This is a genomic window from Fructilactobacillus sp. X3R2C1 (assembly GCF_059901235.1).
Genome location: NZ_JBWXVA010000001.1, coordinates 1 through 19,836, shown reverse-complemented (window position 1 = coordinate 19,836; position 19,836 = coordinate 1). Strand labels below are relative to the sequence as shown.

Sequence of the window (19,836 nt, the reverse complement as noted above, 5' to 3'; positions counted from 1 at the left end):
ATGGGAGTTAGCGCTGATGGATAAGCAAAATGCAAATAAATTAAGGGTCACTAAGGTTGTTTCGCAAAAAAGACCGGGGAGATATAACGTATACATCAATGATCATTATGCTTTTCCTGTGAGTGAAGAAGTAATGATTCAGTTTGGGATCTTTAAGGGATCTGAGTTAAGCCAAAGTGAGATTGACAAAATTAAGGCGGCGGACGATGTTTCAAAGTTATATAATAAGGCTATTGATTTTATTTCGTATCAGACTCGTTCAAAAAAAGAGGTTAGAGATAAGTTAAAATCATATTCAGACAACCTTGAAGCAGTCGATGAAGCGGTTGAAAAACTAGAACAGATTAATCTACTTAATGATGAACATTATGCTGACACCTATGCCAAAGGAATTGTTGAACAACAGAATAAGGGTCCCATGGCTGTTTCAAGGTATTTAAAACAAAAGGGAATTGCAGATGAATACATAAATGAGGCAATTTTAGTTAATTATTCGAGCGAAATGACGCTTAAAAATGGTAAAAAGCAGGCCCAAAAAATCTTTGCTCATAATCAGCGATATCCCTTTAACAAACGGATGCAAAAAACTAAGACGGCTTTATACCGAAAGGGATACTCATTTGATGATATTGATACAATCATTAGTGAATTAGACTTTCAAAGTGATGTTGATCATCAAAATGAGTTACTTGCTAAAGAGGGTAACAAGGTTTGGAATAAGTATAAAAAGTATAATGATATGAGTCGACGTCAGAAAGTCAAGCAGTCGTTATATCGAAAGGGCTTTGATCTTGATGATATTGATCAATTCTTGGACACAAAAGAAAATTAATTGGAGTGAATCAAATGAATAGATTTAAAAATTCGGCTTTATTTTTTTGGACGGTTGAGATTCTGATTGCAGTTGGAATCGTTTATTTATGTTCCAAAATTAGTTTTGTTTTTTCGCCGATTGTAATTTTTGTGTCAACGATCTTCGTTCCACTCTTGTTAGCGGGATTCTTGTATTACATGTTGAATCCGATCGTTAACCTTCTAATGAAAATAAAAATCACAAAAACAAAACACATTAATCGTACCTGGGCCACCGCCATCGTATTTTTGATTGTGATTGGGGTTATTGTTTACATGGCGTTTTCATTTGTACCACGGTTGATTACTCAGGTGGCTAACATGGTAGGGGCAGCGCCTGAATTTGCTAAACAAGGGCAGACATTACTAACTAAAATCACACGTTATGGATTTTTAAAAAAAGTGGACTGGCGTCCCATTGTTGACAAGATTCAGTCCTCATATTCATCGTATTTGAAAACAGTTCTGGCTAATTTGACGAATAGTGCGGGAACGATTATTTCGATGGCAACGAACGTGGTTATCACGGCAATTACTGTTCCCGTCATTCTGTTTTACATGTTAAAGGATGGAAACAAACTACTTCCAAGCATTGAAAAGTTAACTCCCGGACTTTCCAAACACCACAGGAAACAAACGGTAACGCTACTTAAAAAAATGAATCATACCCTCTCACGTTACATCGGTGGCCAAGTCATTGAGTGTCTGTTTGTTGGAACGTTTACCACTTTAGGATACTTTCTGATCGGACAAAAGTATGCTCTTTTGCTCGGGGTCTTTGCCGGATTATGTAATATCATCCCATACGTTGGTCCCTACATTGGAATTATTCCATCACTTTTTGTTGCTTTTTCAGATAATATTATGCAAGTTATCTGGGTAATTGTGGTAGTCATTATTGTTCAACAAATTGATGGAAACTTGGTGTACCCGAATGTGATTGGGAAATCGTTAAAGATTCATCCACTAACTATTATTATCATTTTACTTGCAGCTGGTCACATTGCTGGGTTGTTTGGGATGATTCTAGCCATTCCAGTTTATGCGATTGCGAAGGTTGTGATTGAATATTGTTACAATATTTGGTTAGTTCAACATGACGATTCGAACTCCACTAATTCAGCAAAAACTAATTCATCTGAAAATGAACCAAATTAAACTTTAGTTATGGATCGTGAATTTTATTGACGATAATGGAAGATATGCTAACATTTAGTTGTTGATAAATAGGAGTATTAATTATGGTCTTCTGACAGGAGATATTATGACGAAAGTAATTACGTATGGCACATTTGATCTGCTTCACAAGGGTCATGTGCGTTTATTAAAACGTGCTCGTGAATTAGGTGATTCATTGACGGTAGGTCTTTCGACGGATGAGTTTAATGCCGTAAAGGGGAAACGTGCTTATAATTCTTATGAGGATCGTAAGTACATTTTAGACGCTATCCGCTACGTTGACGAAGTAATTCCTGAAAAGGGATGGAACCAGAAGATTCAAGATATTAAAGATCATAAGATTGATATCTTTGTGATGGGTGACGATTGGAAGGGTAAGTTTGACTTTCTTAAAGAGTATTGTAAAGTAATTTATTTGCCGCGAACCCAAGGAATTTCAACGTCTAAGATCAAGTCTGATTTAGGCGTCACGAGCCAAAAGGATTGGAAAGATTAGTTTGAGTCCAAGGATTCTTCGTTTTATTTCTTAGAATGTTTTAGTTTAAGGGGAGCAAAATGAAACAAGCACTTTTTTTGGTAACTTCAGTTCATGGAGCTGAAAAGCCCCGATTTAAAGAACGATTGGAAAGAATGATCGATGACGGGAATTCAGTTAAAGTTGTAATTTCCATTTTAAACTATGATCAATCACAGTACGTGGCCACTTTGATTAGGAAGTTATCTGATTCTTTTCATCAGCAAGTGCAATTAGAAATCATCCAATTGTTTGACGTTTTTAGTAAACAACGTGGAATTTTTGATCAAAATCATGATTTAAATAACGATTTAACCCAATTTGACGTTCACGACAGAGTGGTTAAGGGTCAGTCCGTTCAAGTATACAGTAACCATAATGGGGTGGTTCGAGCTGAACGAAAGGAAATTTTGGCTGGGTCAGGTTTATTCAAAGTGATCTTTTATGATGGACCCTACGTTAGTAAAACGATTTATTATGACAATCATGATAACGCTACTGCTGTTTTCAAACGGATTAATGATGAACATAAAGTAATTAAATTTTTAAATCAACGTGGTGACGTGGCATGTCGGGTGGATCAAAGTAACGGTGGAGCAGCTCAGATTTTTTATCTTAGTAAAACCTCGGTTGTTTCACCTCCAGAAACAAGTTTAAAGATTGCTAGACCAACTAGTGATTTAATCGATTATGATGTTAATCTTGGTAATTTGAAGTATTTGTCTAAAGGTTCAGATGCTCGATCATATGTCATTTCAGACTATGGCAATGCAAGCCGTTATAGTGATATTTCAGCATTTAACGTTGCTTTAGTTAATAAGTATGCTGAAGGTAAGGAGACTACCATTTTTATCGATTTGGATGATATGGTTAACTTTTCTAAATATCTTGGTCAAAACGTGATTTTCAACTATTAAGGAGAAATAATGCGAGCAATACTTTCTAACGTTATACCAAAACAAACAAAGTTGAAAATTGAATTTGAGTTAATTAATCCTAGTTACGCTGATGAAGATGCAACTGTTACTTTGATTGAAAAAGAAAGCTTAGCCTCAATCACCGTCCCTATTCTTAAAGGGGATGTAAGTGGCAATGAGGCAGCAATTATAATTGATCCAAATAAATTTCACTTTGACTCCGTCGGACAGGATGAATTTGAATGGCAACTCTATTATTCGTGTGGTAATAGTGACCGTCGAACCCTTATTCAAGTTGAAAGTGAATACGTGAGTGCCGTTCGGCGGATTGGGTTAAATGCTTATTATCAATATGAGATTGACCCTTCTGGCATGGCGGTCTTTTATGTCAGAACGAACCGATCTAAAAAGCAATTTGTGATGAACTCGGTTAATTTGCTTGGTGGCGGTAATTTACGATTAACGGGGTTTAACCACATTGACGGTAAAAAACTTGATCAGATGGCAATTATGATTAAGCAAGCCAGTGATCAAAGCAAACGACTTTATCCGATTACCGATTCACCTTTTCAAGGGATTTTTGCGATTACCATTCCGCTTAAAGAGCTAAAGGATGAAGATACATATCGTTTGTATATCAGGTATAATTATCATGGTAAGCATTTTCAGCAAAGATTGGTGATGGATGTTTCGCTTTCATCGTTTAAAACCGTTTCTCACTTAGGTGATAATCGTGAATTAGTATTAAAAGCGGGAAAGCAAGGTCAACTTCGTGTTATTAAAAGAAGACGGCCGTCTCCTACAAAAAGACTTACTAAGTTTTACGGAAAAGCTAAGCATTTGTGGAAATCGTTTAAAATCTTATTAAGTAAAGTTAATCGTTTGCGCTTACGAAAGTTGTTTAAACGGGGGCATACACCATTTGCTACTACGACGATCGTGTTTGAGAGCTTTGGTGGACGTCAGGTGAGTGATAGTCCTTATGCTATCTATCAGGTGTTTAAAAAATTACATCCTAAGATTAACTTTGTGTGGTCCATTCAAAAGTCACAAAGGCAATTTTGTAAAGACCATAACATTAACTATGTAATTAAAAATACGGGACGTTGGGTTCGTACCATGGGAAAGGCTAAGGTATGGATTAGCAATGCTAGATTTCCTGCCTGGGTCGTTAAACCAGACTATGTAACGTATGTTCAAACTTGGCATGGCACACCATTAAAGAAGTTAGGGTTAGATATTGAACGAGTTTCAATGCCTGGTACGACAACCAATAAGTACCATGATAACTTTGTTAAAGAAGCTAATCGTTGGGATGCATTGATTTCACCAAATGATTTTTCAACCAAGGTCTTTAGAAGTGCCTTCGGGTATGAAAACAAGATTTTAAAGGTGGGATATCCAAGAAATGATGAATTGATTAACGGGAATAATCCTACTGAGATTAATAAGATTAAGGATCGATTGGGAATCCCACGGGACAAGAAAGTTGTCCTATATGCTCCTACTTACCGAGATAATCAGTTTGAAAGCAAGGGGAAATATACTTTTAAGCTACCGTTTAGTTTGGAAGAGTTCAAACAACACTTTGGAAGTGATACTGTCCTAATTCTACGGATGCACTACTTGATTTCGAATGCATTAGACGTCTCTGATTACAAAGGGTTCGTCTATGACCTATCGAATTATTCCAACATTTCTGATTTATATTTAATTTCAGATTTGCTGGTAACCGACTATTCCTCAGTCTTTTTTGACTACGCCTACCTTAAACGGCCAATTTTGTTCTATCCTTATGACTATCACGTGTATAAAGATGAGTTGCGTGGCTTTTACTTGAATTATGAACGAGATTTGCCTGGAAGGATCGTCTATGATTCTGATGAGTTAATGAAGGGAATCTCAACTGATTTAAAAGACGAAAACGTTGAAAACGATCCTAAATTTATGCAATTTTACAATCGCTTCTGTCGGATTAACGATGGACTTAGTTCGATTAAGACGATTGATTATGTGATGCAACAAATTCGTTAAAAATAATCCGGAGTTTTCCGGATTTTTTGTTTGTTTGATGGTATACAATTAATCTATAACAGAAAGGAAGTAAAGATGAAAAAAGCAGACCTAGAAAAAGAAGTCGATAAACGAAGAACGTTTGCCATTATTTCCCATCCTGATGCTGGGAAAACCACTATCACCGAACAGCTACTCCTCTTTGGTGGGATTGTTCGGGAAGCTGGAACCGTTAAAGCTAAAAAAAGTGGAAATTTTGCTAAGTCAGATTGGATGGAAATTGAACAGAAGCGTGGAATTTCAGTTACTAGTTCGGTTATGCAGTTCGATTATCAGGGAAAAAGGATTAACATTCTTGATACACCGGGACATGAAGATTTTTCAGAAGACACATACCGGACTCTTATGGCAGTGGATTCTGCCGTGATGGTGATTGACGCCGCTAAGGGAATTGAACCGCAAACTAAAAAGTTATTTAAAATTTGTAAAATGCGTGGAATTCCAATTTTTACTTTCATGAATAAGCTTGATCGTGATAGCAAGGATCCCATGGAATTAATCGATCAATTGGAAGATGTACTGGGAATTGAGGCTTATCCGATGAACTGGCCCATTGGCTCTGGTCGAATTTTAAAGGGGCTGTACGACCGTTATGATCATCGAGTTGAACTTTATAAACCAGAAGCGGATGGTCAGAACTTTATTAAACTAGATGATGATGGCAATCTTATTGGAGATAACTCACTAGCAGACGATAGCATTTATCAAGATGCTAGAAGTGAAATGGATTTAATCTCTGAAGCTGGGAATCAATTTAGCAGAGAAAAAATTGCCAAGGGTGATCAAACACCAGTATTCTTTGGCTCAGCGTTGGTTAACTTTGGGGTTAAAACTTTTTTAGACGCTTATTTGAAGCTCTCACCAGCTCCAGGTCCTCACAAAACTCTTCAAGGAAATGAAATTGAACCAACGGCACCAGAATTTTCTGGATTCGTGTTTAAGATTCAGGCTAATATGAATCCACGTCATCGTGATCGAATTGCCTTTGTACGAATTTGCTCTGGTGAATTTCAAAAGGGCATGGATGTTACCCTTGATCGTACCCAGAAGCCGATCCGTTTATCAAACGTTACTGAATTTATGGCTAATACGCGTGAAAACGTTCAAACAGCGGTTGCTGGAGATATTATTGGTCTTTATGATACTGGTAATTTTCAGATTGGCGACACCATTTATACCGGCAAAAAACCGATTGCGTTTGAAAAGCTGCCACAGTTCACTCCAGAACTATTTATGAGAGTTTCAGCCAAAAACGTTATGAAGCAGAAGTCGTTTCATAAGGGCATTCAACAATTAGTACAAGAGGGAGCCATTCAGCTCTACACTAATTACAGCACGGGACAGTATATCTTGGGAGCAGTTGGTCAGCTTCAGTTTGAAGTATTTCAGTTTCGAATGAAAAATGAATATAACTCAGATGTTGTGATGGAACCAATGGGGCATAAAATTGCCCGGTGGATTGACCCTGACCAGCTGGACGAAAAGATGTCTTCGTCTAGAAATATTTTAGTACGGGATCAAAAGGGGGATCCGTTATTCCTTTTTGAAAATGAGTTTGCAGAACGCTGGTTTAAAGATAAATATCCTGATGTCAAGTTAACTGCCAATCTTTAGGATTGAATTGACGTAATATTCGATATAAACTAGTTTTTGTGAAAGGTGGATATGAATTATGAAAAAGTTAAGTGCTTGTACCAGTGTGATGGTTGGTAAAGACGCTAGTGTTGATGGGTCAACGATGATTTCTAGAAATGATGATACCTTTTTACCATTAACTCCTCAACGTTTTTATGTTCAACCTGCATATCATAACGAGGACAAAGTTTGGAAATCCAACCAAAACGGCTTTACTGCTCCAATGCCAAAGTCGGGTTACCGAATTTTGATGACACCGAACGCTGACGTTAAAAAAGAAGGCGTTTATGCTGAAAGTGGATTTAATGAAAAGAATGTTGCAATGAGTGCCACTGAAAGTGTTTATGGAAACGAGCATGCTTTAGCTCATGATCCGCTTGTTCAGCACGGACTGGCTGAAGATTCTTTACAATCGATGGTTCTCCCTTACATTAATTCTGCAAGGGATGGAGTTACTTATCTGGGAAATTTAATCAAAAAGTATGGTTCACCAGAGGGAAATGGGGTCCTTTTTAGTGACAAGAACGAAGTCTGGTATATGGAGATCGTTACTGGTCACCACTGGGTTGCACAACGAATTCCTGACGATTGTTATGCGGTCGTAGCAAACGAAGTTGCAATTCAACAGGTTGATTTTGATGATCCAGAGAACTTTATGTATTCCGATGGGTTACAAGAGTTTGTTGAAAAGTACCAGTTAAATCCTGATAAAGAGGGATTTAACTTTCGACATATCTTTGGGACTCATAATGAATTTGATCACCATTACAACACACCTCGAGTTTGGTATGGGCAAAAGGTGCTGAATCCCGAGATTGAGCAGGAGCCAACCTCAAATGATCTCCCGTTTATTAGAAAAGCAAGCCGTAAAATTGAAGTTAGTGACGTTCAGTTTATTTTGAGTTCTCATTATAACGAGACCAAATATGATCCATTGGCTAAAGATCCAAAAGAATCGAATACTCAATTTAGACCAATTTCAATGAATCGAACCCAAAATTCACATGTTCTGCAAATTAGAAATGATGTAAGTGATAAATGTTCGGCAATTATGTGGCTAAATTTTGGAATTCCCGCCTTTAGTCCATATGTTCCTTTTTTTGCTAACGTTGACGAGACTGATCCAAGTTATGAGGTTACTCCTCTCACGATGGATGATAAGAGCGCATACTGGATGTATCGTAAACTATCGATGATCGTTGAATCTCATTACAGTAATTTTATTCAACAGGATCGTGATTTTAAGAAACATGCTAACGAGTTATTTTTAGGGCATATATCAGATACGATGGGTCAAGCTGCTAATATGAATGATCAGGACGCATCTGAATTTTTGAAAGATCAGAATCAGCAATTGGTCAAAGAAATGAGGAGTCGAACCTATCAATTTATGCATGAATTGATGGAAAAGGGTCTTACACTCTCTAAATTGACGTATAACATGGATAAAAATTTGTAAAAAATCCCACTCAATAAGAGTGGGATTTTTTTAGGTTAGACGTTTGTCATTGTTATGGGTACGAATCGTGGATTGCTTTTTGATCCATTGTGATCCGCCGAGATTTAACCAATCATCTTGATTAGTTCGAATTTCTGTAAAGACACGCCAAGTTGATCCAGCTGGCAAAATTTGATCGTATCTTTGCTTTCGCACGGGTGAATCATAAACGGAAGTGGGGATTTTCATTTTGACTAAATAATTGACTGACTGAACCACTTTCCAGTTAGAACGTCGGTAATATAAGATGATATTTTTGGTTTTATTTGTGAATTGACCGGTTAAGTCACCAACCGATAGGTGAAGCTGGTAGTTAGGAATCACAGGAGACTTTAGTGTAAACTGCTGGTTTAATGGACCATTCACGATTTTGGGAGGGAGAAGCAAGCGAAATGAATCAAAATCAAAGCAGTAAACGCTAACTGGTTGGCCTAACTTAGGGATGTAATGAAACTTGATTAGTTGTTTTTTTGCTTGCATTTTTTTAGTCATTCCATCAACACTAACTAATATGTAGTTTTTTATTTTGGGAACGATGAAATTAATTGGATCGCCAACTGAACCACTAATGATTTCAGTTGATTTTAATTGATTCCCGTTTTGATCGACAAATTCCATAAAAACTGTACTTGGGGTTCTGATAACCTCTTTTTTAGGAGTTGATTGATGATTTTCGGCAGGTAATGGAGTGGTGGTATGAATTGATTTTGGCTTGTTTAAAGAAATTTCGGATGGATCTATGGAGGTTGTCGTCTTTTTAACGTTGTTTTGTCTGATTGGTCTTTTCATCCGATGTTTTGAATGCTTGTAGTTATGATTATTTTTTGAAAAGATTTTTTTCATCCAATTAAACATAATTTTCCTCCAAAGATGGTTTATATTGATTTTACCATTTCTGGAAATAAAAAAAGACCTGGATTAGAATTCTAATCTAAGTCTCTTTCACTACTTAGTACTAATAACGATATTGTTGTTCTTGTCTGTATCAGCAACAAGATTGTTAGTTTCTGGATGATTCAAGAAGTAGTCGGCCGTTTGGTCTTCTAACTGTTCTTGAATTACTCGTCGAAGCGGACGGGCACCCATTGACGGATTGTAACCGAGTTCGACAATTTTTGCTTTGGCCGATTTGGAAACATCAATGTGAACGTTTCTTGACGCTAACATGTTATTCATATCTTTAATCATCAGATCGACAATTTGGTTTAAGTTATCTTTAGAAAGTTGATTGAATTCAACGATGTCATCAAAACGATTAAGAAATTCAGGCTTGAAATAAAGTCCTAATTTATCCATCACAGAATGAGTTTTACCAGTTGCTTCTGGTGTAAACCCAACGCTTGCTTCGGCATCGCTTCCGGCGTTACTAGTCATAATGATGACAGTGTCCTTAAAGGAAACCGTTCGGCCTTGTGAGTCAGTCAAACGACCGTCATCTAAGATTTGTAAGAATGTGTGAAGAACGTCTGGATGAGCTTTTTCAACTTCATCTAACAGAATCAAGCTGTAAGGATTACGACGGACTTTTTCGGTTAATTGGCCAGCTTCATCGTATCCAATGTAGCCAGGCGGTGAACCAATCAATTTAGCAACTGATTGTGGTTCACGATACTCTGACATGTCAAATCGAATCATTGAATCTTCGGATCCAAATAATTCTTTGGCAAGTTGTTTAGCCATCTCAGTCTTACCAATCCCAGTGGATCCAACGAATAGGAATGAACCAATCGGACGACCGCTACCATTAAAACCAATTCGATTTCGTTTAATGGCTTTAGCAACTGAATCAACAGCCTTGTCCTGTCCGATCACATGTTGCTTTAAATTTGGAGCTAAGTCCTTTAATTGTTGTTGTTCTTTGGTTTGTAGTTCTCCAACTGGGATATTGGTCATTTCTTCAACAACTTGTTGCATATCCTTTTCGGTAACGGTGTTGTGTTTCTCACTTGTAGCGCCCTTATCCTTATTTTGATGAAGTCGTTTGATCTTATCACGGTAGTAAGCGGCCTGTTCGTAGTCTTCTTTATCTAAAGCCGTCTTCTTTTCGTTTTCAGCACTGTCAATCTCTTTGTCAATTGTTTTTGGATCAACAATGTTTAAAGTTAAATTCTTTCTGGAACCAGTTTCATCAAGTAAATCAATTGCCTTGTCCGGAAGGTAACGATCACTGATATAACGATCGGAAAGGGTAGCTGCCGCTTTCACTGCTTGATCGGTATACTTGACTAGATGATAGTTTTCATAACGATTTTGTAGACCCTTTAGGATCTTGATAGACTGATCAACCGTTGGTTCTTTGACCATGATTGGTTGAAGTCGTCTTGAAAGAGCAGAGTCTTTTTCAATGTCACGGTATTCTTTTAGAGTGGTTGCTCCAATTAATTGAAAGTCCCCACGAGCAAGAGCGGGTTTTAAGACGTTACCTGCGTCCATACCACCTTCAGCATTACCTGCACCCATGATTTCATGAATTTCATCAATGAATAAGATGATGTTACGGTTTGACTGAACCTCTTTAATTAATTGTTGCATTCGCTTTTCAAATTGACCACGAATACCTGTGCCTTGAACCATTGAAACCATGTCTAATTGAATTACCTGTTTGTTTTGAAGTTTTTCTGGAACAGTACCATCAGCAATTTTTTGAGCGAGGCCCTCAACGATTGCTGTTTTTCCAACTCCGGCTTCACCAATCAAGACTGGGTTATTCTTGCCTCTACGATTTAAAACCTCGATTGCTCGAGCCGTTTCTTTATCACGACCGATTACTGGGTCAAGTTTTCCGGCTTTAGCTTTTTTAGTTAAATCAGTTCCGTAAGTTGAAAGAATTGATTTTGAACCATTTCGGCCGTTACCGCGTCCACTTTGTGGTGGAACTTGATAATCATTGACTTGGCCATTTTGCATGGCACGAAGAAAGTCATCTAGACTACCAAATCCGTATGAACCTTGTCCTTCCATAGTTTAAGCCTCCTTTTGCTTAACTAAATTGTCAGACAAAAGTCTGACCTTTATTGACCATTCATGAATATTATACGCACTAATAACATTCAATCAAGTATTTTGACTGATCTAGAAATTATTTTAATGTGGTAACATTGAAACCGATTAGGAGGCAATAATTATGGATAAAAACGAAAATGACTTTACCGAACTCTTAAACCAATTAAAGGATGGAAAAATCAAAGATTTGACGGTTGAACCAAAGGATTTTCCGAAATTTCAGCAGGCTTTTATGAGCTTTCCAACACGGAAAAGAATCGTAGGGAAAGCCAGCGAAAAGGGCATTTTAACCTATCATTATTCGTCTGAAAATTAGCGTCATAACAATTATGTAAGCGATTTATGATAATTACTTGTTTTTTAGATGATAAATTGATATTCTTAAACTGTAAATAGAGTTAAATAAACGATTAAAGGAGTGCGTTCATTATGGAGAAACGTCAATTCAAAATCACGGCAGAAACTGGCATTCATGCTCGTCCAGCAACTTTGTTAGTTCAGACCGCTAGCAAATTTGATTCAAATATTAGTCTTGAATATGGTGATAAATCTGTAAACTTAAAATCAATCATGGGTGTTATGTCATTAGGAGTTGGCCAAGGTGCTGATATTACTATTTCAGCCGATGGTGACGATGCTAAAGAAGCCCTTGATGCAATTGCTAAAACCATGAAAGATGAAGGATTGATCGACTAATATGACTACCTTTAAGGGTATTGGTGTTAGTGATGGGATCGCATTTGGAAAAGCTTATTGTTTAACTAAACCAGATTTAACTTTTAATAAAGAAGCCTTTTTGGGTATAGACGAAGAAAAAGCACGCCTTAAAAAAACGTTTCAAGATACCAAAACTACTATTATAAAAATCAAACAAAGTAATAGAGTTGAAATGGCTAAAAAATATCTTGATATTTTAGATTTTTATTTAGAAGTTTTATCTGATCCAGAGTTGATTAATGAGGTTAAAAGAGTCATAACAGAAGAAAAAAAGAATGCTGCATTTGCATTGAATCGTGTATTCAATCAATATGCAGCTATTTTTTTGAATATGAATGATCCGTATTTAAGGGAACGGGTTCATGATATTGAAGATATCAGAGACCAGCTTTTGGGACGTTTACTTGGCGTCGATACTCCCGATCTATCACTTATTAACCAGCCAGTTATTATTGTTGCTAATTCCATTTCTCCAACTCAGATTGCACAAGTTCAAAAGAAAAATATTAAAGGGATTGTTACAGCTGTTGGAACCAAGAATTCTCATGCAGCCATTATATCTAGAAGTATGGACGTTCCAGCTGTACTAGGATTGCAGGACAGCCTAAATCATTTAAAAAATGATGAACAATTGATTGTTGACGGAAGTAGTGGAAACGTTATTGAAAGTCCCAATTCAGATGAAATCGAGGAATTCCAGACAAAGCTTGAAAAATTTAGAAAACAAAAAAGGTCATGGGAAAAGTTCAAGGGCCAATCGACCAAGACATTAGATGAGCACCCTCTGCTATTGGGGGCTAATGTTAGTAACGAAAATGAAGTTGATAATGCTTTAGAAGTTGGGGCTGATTCAATTGGATTATTTCGTACCGAATACATTTACATGGATTCTGACCATCTCCCGAGCGAAGACGAACAATTTTTGATATACAAAAACATTGTTTCAAAAGTAAAAGGAAAGCAGTTAACTTTTAGGACAATGGATGTTGGTGGAGATAAACTAGTTAATTATTTGCCTAATATTTCCCATAATGAGACGAATCCCTTTCTTGGCTATCGTGCCATTCGTTATAGTTTAGGTGAAAGCAAGGTTTTTCGCACTCAAATTAGGGCACTCCTTAGATCTTCAGCTTATGGACCAATTCGGATCATGTTTCCTATGATATCAACGGTCTCAGAGCTGGATCAGGTTCTTTCGATTTACACTGAAGAACGCCAGAATTTGATTGATAGAGGAGTTAAACTTGGAGATGTTCAATTAGGAACGATGATTGAAGTTCCAGCGGCAGCAATTATGATTGATAAGATCATTTCAAGAGTAGATTTTGTAAGTATTGGCACTAATGATCTAGTTCAGTACACGGTTGCTGTTGATCGTTTAAATGAGCGTGTCTCCTATTTGTACCAAGCTTGTGATCCAGCCGTGCTTCGTTTAATTGAAAGGGTCGTTAGGATCGTTCATAGCGCTTCTAAGACCGTGGGTGTTTGTGGTGAGGTTGCGTGTGATCCACAGGTGATTCCTTTTTTGATTGGGTTAGGAGTGGATGAATTATCAGCCACTCCAACTCAAATTTTAAAAACTAAAGCATATATTAGTAAAATTAATTCGAAATCAGCAAGTAAGTTAGCTGATAGTGTCGTTAAAAATGCAGATACCACTGGTGACGTTAATAAGATGATTGATGACTTTATCTCTAAGATGCCAGAGTAGATGGTTTACTTAGGTTTGAGTAGTTAGGCACAAAGTTGCAAACCATGCGGGAAACCCATATAATTACATTTGTTTAACGTTAAAGAGAGAGGGGAAAACAACGTGAATATTGGTTTGTTTACAGATACTTATTTTCCACAAGTTAGCGGAGTTGCTACGTCAATCAAAACGTTAAAAGATGAGTTAGAAAGGCGTGGAAATCATGTCTATATTTTTACTACAACTGATCCTAACGTTGAAAAAAATGATGACGATGAAAAAGACATTTACCGTTTTTCAAGTGTTCCCTTTATTTCTTTTACCGAAAGAAGAATCGCCGTCAGAGGAATATTTCAGGCTTATCAAATTGCTAAGCAATTAAAATTAGATATCGTTCATACCCAAACTGAATTTTCACTTGGAATTATCGGGAAGTTCGTTGCTAAAAATTTGAATATTCCTTGTATTCACACTTATCACACAATGTATGAAGATTATTTGCACTATGTTGCTAACGGCAAATTATTAAAACCAGTACACGTAAAAGAAATGATGTTAGCTTTTTGCCATCACATGGATGGTGTGGTGGCACCAAGTAAGCGTGTCTTGGACAAGCTTACTGATTATGGGGTTAAGAGTCCCATTCGAATTATTCCAACTGGGATTGACGTTAAGCATTATGAAGAAAATGACCATGTTGATATTAGAAAAAAATTAGGCATTAGTGATGAGACCCCATTGATGGTTTCCGTTAGTCGAGTTGCGTATGAAAAAAACATCTCCGAAATGATCGATGCACTACCTAAAATTTTGGATCAAATTCCAAATGCTATGCTTGTAATTGTGGGTGAAGGACCTGCCGAAGATGATTTAATGAAGCAAGTGTCTGACATGAAACTTAACGACCATGTTATTTTCACCGGAGAAATTAATAATAATCATGTCAATGATTATTATCGAATGGCAGATGTTTTTGTTTCTACGTCTAATTCTGAGTCTCAGGGGTTAACGTACATTGAAGCAGTTGCTGCTGGCACCAAAGTTGTCGTTGCAAGAAGTCCGTACACCGATGACTTAATTGATGATAAATCAATTGGAATGACGTTTGAGTCAGAAGAAAGGTTTGTTTCTGAAACGGTGGATTATTTGCAACACCGAGGTGAATACCCCGATTCCGAAAATGTCCGTGAAGAGAAATTACACGAAATTTCAGCTGAGTATTTTGTGGATCAGATGTTGAGCTTTTATGATGATACAATCAAAGAGTTTGATCAAACTAAAGCTAAGCAAACTAACACATCTGACTGAGGAGTTTTGTTGATGTTAAAGATCGATATGTTTTCAACTGCTGACAAAGTAAAAGGTCAAGGAGTTGGTAGTGCATACATTGAGTTAATTAAGATGTTAAAGAAACATTTTCCAAACGAGTTTGACATTGAGATTAATAAATTTAATCAAGCGAACATTAGTCATTATCACACCATTAATCCAACGTTTTATTTGTCTACATTTTCAAAAAAAATGGGACGAAAGATTGGATACGTTCATTTTTTGCCGGAAACGCTTGAGGGGAGTTTAAAAATTCCTACTCCATTTCGACAAATTTTTTATAAGTATGTAATTGCCTTTTATAAACGGATGGATCATATTGTCGTTGTAAATCCAACTTTTATACCCAAACTTGAAAAATATGGGATTGATAAAAAGAAAATTACATATATTCCAAATTTTGTAAGTAAAAAAGAGTTTTATCCGGTTTCAAAGAGCCAGAAAGAAGCTCTTAGAAGTAGTTATGGTTATCAAACAAAACGGTTTACGGTGCTCGGAACCGGTCAAGTTCAGACCAGAAAGGGCGTTCTAGATTTTGGTAAATTAGCAATGCAAAATCCAAACGTTCAATTTGTTTGGGCAGGAGGATTTTCATTTGGAAAAATGACAGCTGGATATTCTGAGTTGAAAGAATTGGTTGATAATCCACCTCAAAATCTGAGTTTTCCCGGAATCGTTGATCGTAAAGAATTAGTAAATTATTATAATATGGCTGATTTATTTCTTTTACCGTCGTATAATGAGTTATTCCCGATGTCTGTTTTAGAGGCATTCTCGTGTGGAATTCCTGTTATGTTGCGGGATTTATCCCTTTATAAAAAAATTATTGACGGGTATTATATTTCAGCAAATAATGAGGCTGAAATGGATAAAAAACTTAAGATGTTGTTAAATGATCCTAAGCTTCTGAAAGCATATGCTGAAAAATCACTTAAAGCATCTGATTATTATTCCGAGGATCATCTAGCCAAGATTTGGCATGATTTTTATTTTGACCAGGCGAAAAAGGGGTAATTGAATGTCCAGGAGAAATAAAGTCTCACTACTTATCATGATTGCCCTTGGATTACTTATTTCATGGTATGCAGCTAGAGACATTAAGTTTAGCGTTCTTATAAGAGATATTGTTGAGATTAATCCATGGTGGTTATTAGTTGCTTTAGGGTGTATTTTGCTTTATTTTGCTCTTGAATCCGTGATTACTTACATGTTAGTTCGAAATAGTGATCCTAATTTTACTTTTCGGGATGCAATCCGGGTACCCTTAGTGGAGCAACTTTTTAATGGGATCACTCCGTTTTCATCTGGTGGTCAACCGGCTCAACTATTTGTTTTAATTCAATCGGGAGTTGATGGTGGTCGGGCTAGTTCTGCACTACTTATGAAGTTTGTTGTTTACCAAGCCATGATAGTAATTAATTTTTTTATTGCGTTAATAATCGGTTTTAACTACGTTATTGATAAAATGCACGCTCTGGCATGGTTTGTTGTGTTCGGATTTGGAATTCACATGTTTGTGATCGTCTCACTACTTATGATCATGTATTGGCATTCATTTACTAAAAAATTTGTTAATATTTGTATCAAACCAGTGAAATGGTTCGTAAAAGATGCTACATTTTATAAGTTAGTAAATACATTAAATAAGAAGATTGATAACTTTTATAAAGAGAGTGTGAGAATTGGTCACCAAGGGAAGTTGATGGCTAAAATATTCATAATCACTTTTTTTCAGTTGCTTTTTTATTACTTAATTCCCTACTTTATTATGCTTTCGTTAGGTTATACCAATGCTAATGTGGTAATGGTAACCAGTCTCCACATTTTGATTGTGATGATTATCTCGATTTTTCCCATTCCTGGAGGAGCAGGTGGAGCTGAGTATAGCTTTGAGATGATTTTTAGAAGTTATATTACTAATGGAAGTAAGCTAGTACTTGCGATGATCCTGTGGCGGATTCTTACGTATTACTTAGGTTTGATTTTGGGAGCCTTTGCCCTCGTGATGAAGCCAAGTAAAAAGGCGCAAAAGAATAGGAAAATACTAAAAAGCGAAAGTCATAAGAGTTTTGGAGGAAACTAGAATGTCTCGAATATTAAAAAGCATTCGTAATTTTTTTAATACTACTATCGGTTTCTTCGTGCTGGTAGTCGTTTTATATTGGATAACTACTTTGGTTGTTTATAACGTCGACTTTAGTTTGGGTGTTAAGGGTGGCATGCAAACCTTTTTGATGATTGTTAATCCAATTCCATCAGGACTGCTCTTGTTTGGGATTGCACTGTACTTTCGGGGCAAGCTTTCTTATTGGCTGATGCTAATAATTGATTTTCTACAGTCGACTTGGATGTTTGCTAATGTTTTATATTATCGAGAATTCTCTGACTTCTTGTCAATTGGTATTATTAAAGGAACCGGAGACGTCCAAAATAATTTGGGCAAGAGTATGATGGAAATTCTTCATCCAACGGATTTTTTGATTTATTTGGATGTTGTGGTTTTAATCTTACTATTAGTCTTCAAGATTATTAAAATCGATTACCGTCCCTTTAAGTATCGCTACGCCATTGGAATTACTTTACTTTCGATTTTGCTTATGGGGGGAGAATATTCTCTTGCTAATTCGGATCGGAGTGGTCTTTTAACTCGGACGTTTGACAATAATTATATCGTTAAGTATTTAGGCTTAAATGAATATGCTGCCTTTAATGCATATCAAACTCACCAAGAGAGTTCCACTCGAGCGAAGGCGAAAGCTTCAGATTTGAATAGTGTCAAGAAATTTATTAATCAACATCAGACGTATCCAAGCGTTAAATATTTTGGGAAAGAAAAAGGTAAAAACGTTTTTATTATTCATTTGGAGAGTTTTCAACAGTTCTTAATCAACTATAAAGTTGATGGACAGGAAGTTACTCCGAATATTAATAAGTTTTATAGTGATAAGCATACGATTTCGTTTGATAACTTTTACCATCAAGTTGCTCAAGGTAAGACTTCAGATGCTGAAATGATGCTTGAAAATTCATTGTATGGATTGCCCCAGGGATCTGCGATGGTTACTTATGGTTCGCAGAATACTTTCCAGGCGGCTCCAGCAATTTTAGACCAAAAGGGTTATTCGACGGCTGTCTTTCATGGAGATGTTCCGAGCTTTTGGAATAGAGATAATACTTATAAGTCTTGGGGATATCAGTACTTCTTCGATAGCAACTACTATAAGAAGAAACCTTCGTATAATGTTGGATATGGAATGAAAGATAAGATTATGTTTAAAGATTCAGTTCCTTATCTTGAAAAGCTACCACAGCCGTTTTATGCCAAAATTATCACTTTGACTAATCATTATCCTTATGAATTAGATAAACAAAATGTTTCTTTTCCTGCTCTTAAAACGGGGGATAGTACCGTTGATCCTTATGTCCAAACGGCTCATTATTTAGATCAATCTTTTGGTGAGTTTGAAACATATCTAAAAGCAACGGGATTAATGAAGAATAGTGTCATTGTTTTATACGGTGACCATTATGGGATTTCTAATAATCATCGTCCTGCAATTGCTAAGATGTTAGGTAAAAAGTCGGTTAATAACTATGATTTGGCTAACTTTCAGAAGGTGCCGTTTATGATCCATGCTGATAATTTGGATGGGCACGTTGATCATACTTATGGTGGAGAAATCGATGTCTTACCAACGCTGCTTCATTTATTAGGAATTAAGAATGATGATATGATCCAGTTTGGACATGATTTGTTGGGGAATAATCCTAATCAAATTGTTCCATTTAGGGATGGAGATTTTGTAACTCCTAAATACACTAAGGTTGGGGGAACAATCTATGATTCTAAGACTGGTCAAGTTATTAAGCCGAATAAGCAACAACAACAGGAAGTAGATGGAATTCAGAACTATGTAACTAGTGATTTGTCTCTTTCTGATAGAGTTATCTATGGTGATTTACTTCGTTTCTATCATCCTAAAGGATTTAAGCCTGTGGATCGAAAAGACTATAATTATAAGCCGAAGAATGCAATGGAACAGTTGGATAAGGCTGACAAAGAACGTAAAACTGATCTAATTGATCAGAATGGTGGCAAATCCACGGTTCCGATGTATCATACTGATGCTCCTGAACTAAAATAATTAGAAAAAGCATTTAGATAAAGATCTAAGTGCTTTTTTTGTAAAAAAGTCTTGACGTAATTTTGTTTCCTTGGTATAGTAGTTCTTGTCGTTAAGTGCGCCAAAACAATTTGGTTAAAATTAGTCAAACTTTTCTATTGACAATAAATTAACCACATGGTATATTATTATATGCGGCGTTGAGGTACAATAAGACGACGTTGCGTCAGAGTAGATCTTTGAAAACTGAACAAGATTTTGATTACAAGTGTAAGGTAATTTTAAGTTGTAGAACTTAAAATTAA

At 36.4% G+C, this 19,836-nt stretch carries 16 protein-coding genes; 14 read left to right on the top strand and 2 right to left on the bottom strand.

The window, feature by feature from the left end; all coding sequences use genetic code 11:
* The first annotated feature begins 16 nt into the window (after positions 1-16).
* The 7 genes from recX to AC6UDB_RS00050 all read left to right on the top strand — a co-directional run bounded on the left by recX (position 17) and on the right by AC6UDB_RS00050 (position 8,629).
* Positions 17-832 (top strand): recombination regulator RecX, encoded by an 816-nt coding sequence (gene recX, locus AC6UDB_RS00080; RefSeq protein WP_500708831.1) that lies wholly within the window; start codon positions 17-19, stop codon positions 830-832.
* A 14-nt stretch (positions 833-846) separates the two neighbouring features.
* Complete coding sequence (locus AC6UDB_RS00075) at positions 847-2,010, top strand: AI-2E family transporter (RefSeq protein ID WP_500693589.1); 1,164 nt, start codon at positions 847-849, stop codon at positions 2,008-2,010.
* 106 nt (positions 2,011-2,116) lie between these two features.
* A complete protein-coding gene (tagD, locus tag AC6UDB_RS00070; protein ID WP_500693590.1) occupies positions 2,117-2,527 on the top strand; it encodes a glycerol-3-phosphate cytidylyltransferase in 411 nt (136 codons plus the stop codon).
* Between the two features lie 59 nt (positions 2,528-2,586).
* Entirely contained in the window at positions 2,587-3,462 is an 876-nt protein-coding gene (locus AC6UDB_RS00065; RefSeq protein ID WP_500708830.1) for a hypothetical protein, read from the top strand.
* A 9-nt stretch (positions 3,463-3,471) separates the two neighbouring features.
* A complete protein-coding gene (locus AC6UDB_RS00060) occupies positions 3,472-5,496 on the top strand; it encodes a CDP-glycerol glycerophosphotransferase family protein (RefSeq protein WP_500708829.1) in 2,025 nt (674 codons plus the stop codon).
* A 75-nt stretch (positions 5,497-5,571) separates the two neighbouring features.
* Positions 5,572-7,149 carry a peptide chain release factor 3 gene (locus AC6UDB_RS00055; RefSeq protein ID WP_500708828.1) on the top strand — a complete coding sequence of 526 codons (1,578 nt, stop codon included), beginning with the start codon at positions 5,572-5,574 and terminating at the stop codon, positions 7,147-7,149.
* 58 nt (positions 7,150-7,207) lie between these two features.
* The gene (locus AC6UDB_RS00050) at positions 7,208-8,629 is read left to right on the top strand and encodes a C69 family dipeptidase (RefSeq protein ID WP_500708827.1); all 1,422 of its coding nucleotides are present in this window, start codon (positions 7,208-7,210) and stop codon (positions 8,627-8,629) included.
* 30 nt (positions 8,630-8,659) lie between these two features.
* Here the strand turns inward: AC6UDB_RS00050 and AC6UDB_RS00045 are convergent, their stop codons facing one another.
* Both AC6UDB_RS00045 and AC6UDB_RS00040 read right to left on the bottom strand, forming a co-directional pair.
* Complete coding sequence (locus tag AC6UDB_RS00045) at positions 8,660-9,523, bottom strand: MucBP domain-containing protein (RefSeq protein WP_500708826.1); 864 nt, start codon at positions 9,521-9,523, stop codon at positions 8,660-8,662.
* Between the two features lie 90 nt (positions 9,524-9,613).
* Positions 9,614-11,629 carry an ATP-dependent Clp protease ATP-binding subunit gene (locus tag AC6UDB_RS00040; RefSeq protein WP_500708825.1) on the bottom strand — a complete coding sequence of 672 codons (2,016 nt, stop codon included), beginning with the start codon at positions 11,627-11,629 and terminating at the stop codon, positions 9,614-9,616.
* A gap of 163 nt (positions 11,630-11,792) precedes the next feature.
* Between AC6UDB_RS00040 and ykzS the strand changes: the two genes are divergently transcribed.
* The 7 genes from ykzS (at position 11,793) to AC6UDB_RS00005 (ending at position 19,552) form a co-directional block, all read left to right on the top strand.
* Positions 11,793-11,987 carry a protein YkzS gene (gene ykzS, locus AC6UDB_RS00035; protein WP_500699312.1) on the top strand — a complete coding sequence of 65 codons (195 nt, stop codon included), beginning with the start codon at positions 11,793-11,795 and terminating at the stop codon, positions 11,985-11,987.
* Between the two features lie 113 nt (positions 11,988-12,100).
* Positions 12,101-12,367 carry a phosphocarrier protein HPr gene (locus AC6UDB_RS00030; RefSeq protein WP_500693598.1) on the top strand — a complete coding sequence of 89 codons (267 nt, stop codon included), beginning with the start codon at positions 12,101-12,103 and terminating at the stop codon, positions 12,365-12,367.
* A gap of 1 nt (position 12,368) precedes the next feature.
* Positions 12,369-14,099 carry a phosphoenolpyruvate--protein phosphotransferase gene (gene ptsP, locus AC6UDB_RS00025; RefSeq protein ID WP_500708824.1) on the top strand — a complete coding sequence of 577 codons (1,731 nt, stop codon included), beginning with the start codon at positions 12,369-12,371 and terminating at the stop codon, positions 14,097-14,099.
* Positions 14,100-14,201: 102 nt separating this feature from the next.
* Positions 14,202-15,386, top strand: a complete 1,185-nt coding sequence (locus AC6UDB_RS00020) for a glycosyltransferase family 4 protein (RefSeq protein WP_500708823.1) — start codon at positions 14,202-14,204, stop codon at positions 15,384-15,386.
* A gap of 12 nt (positions 15,387-15,398) precedes the next feature.
* Positions 15,399-16,421: a glycosyltransferase family 4 protein gene (locus AC6UDB_RS00015; protein ID WP_500693601.1), complete on the top strand. Its 1,023-nt coding sequence runs from the start codon at positions 15,399-15,401 to the stop codon at positions 16,419-16,421.
* Positions 16,422-16,425: 4 nt separating this feature from the next.
* Positions 16,426-17,490 carry a lysylphosphatidylglycerol synthase transmembrane domain-containing protein gene (locus AC6UDB_RS00010; protein ID WP_500693602.1) on the top strand — a complete coding sequence of 355 codons (1,065 nt, stop codon included), beginning with the start codon at positions 16,426-16,428 and terminating at the stop codon, positions 17,488-17,490.
* 1 nt (position 17,491) lies between these two features.
* The gene (locus AC6UDB_RS00005; RefSeq protein ID WP_500708822.1) at positions 17,492-19,552 is read left to right on the top strand and encodes an LTA synthase family protein; all 2,061 of its coding nucleotides are present in this window, start codon (positions 17,492-17,494) and stop codon (positions 19,550-19,552) included.
* Positions 19,553-19,836: the final 284 nt, after the last annotated feature.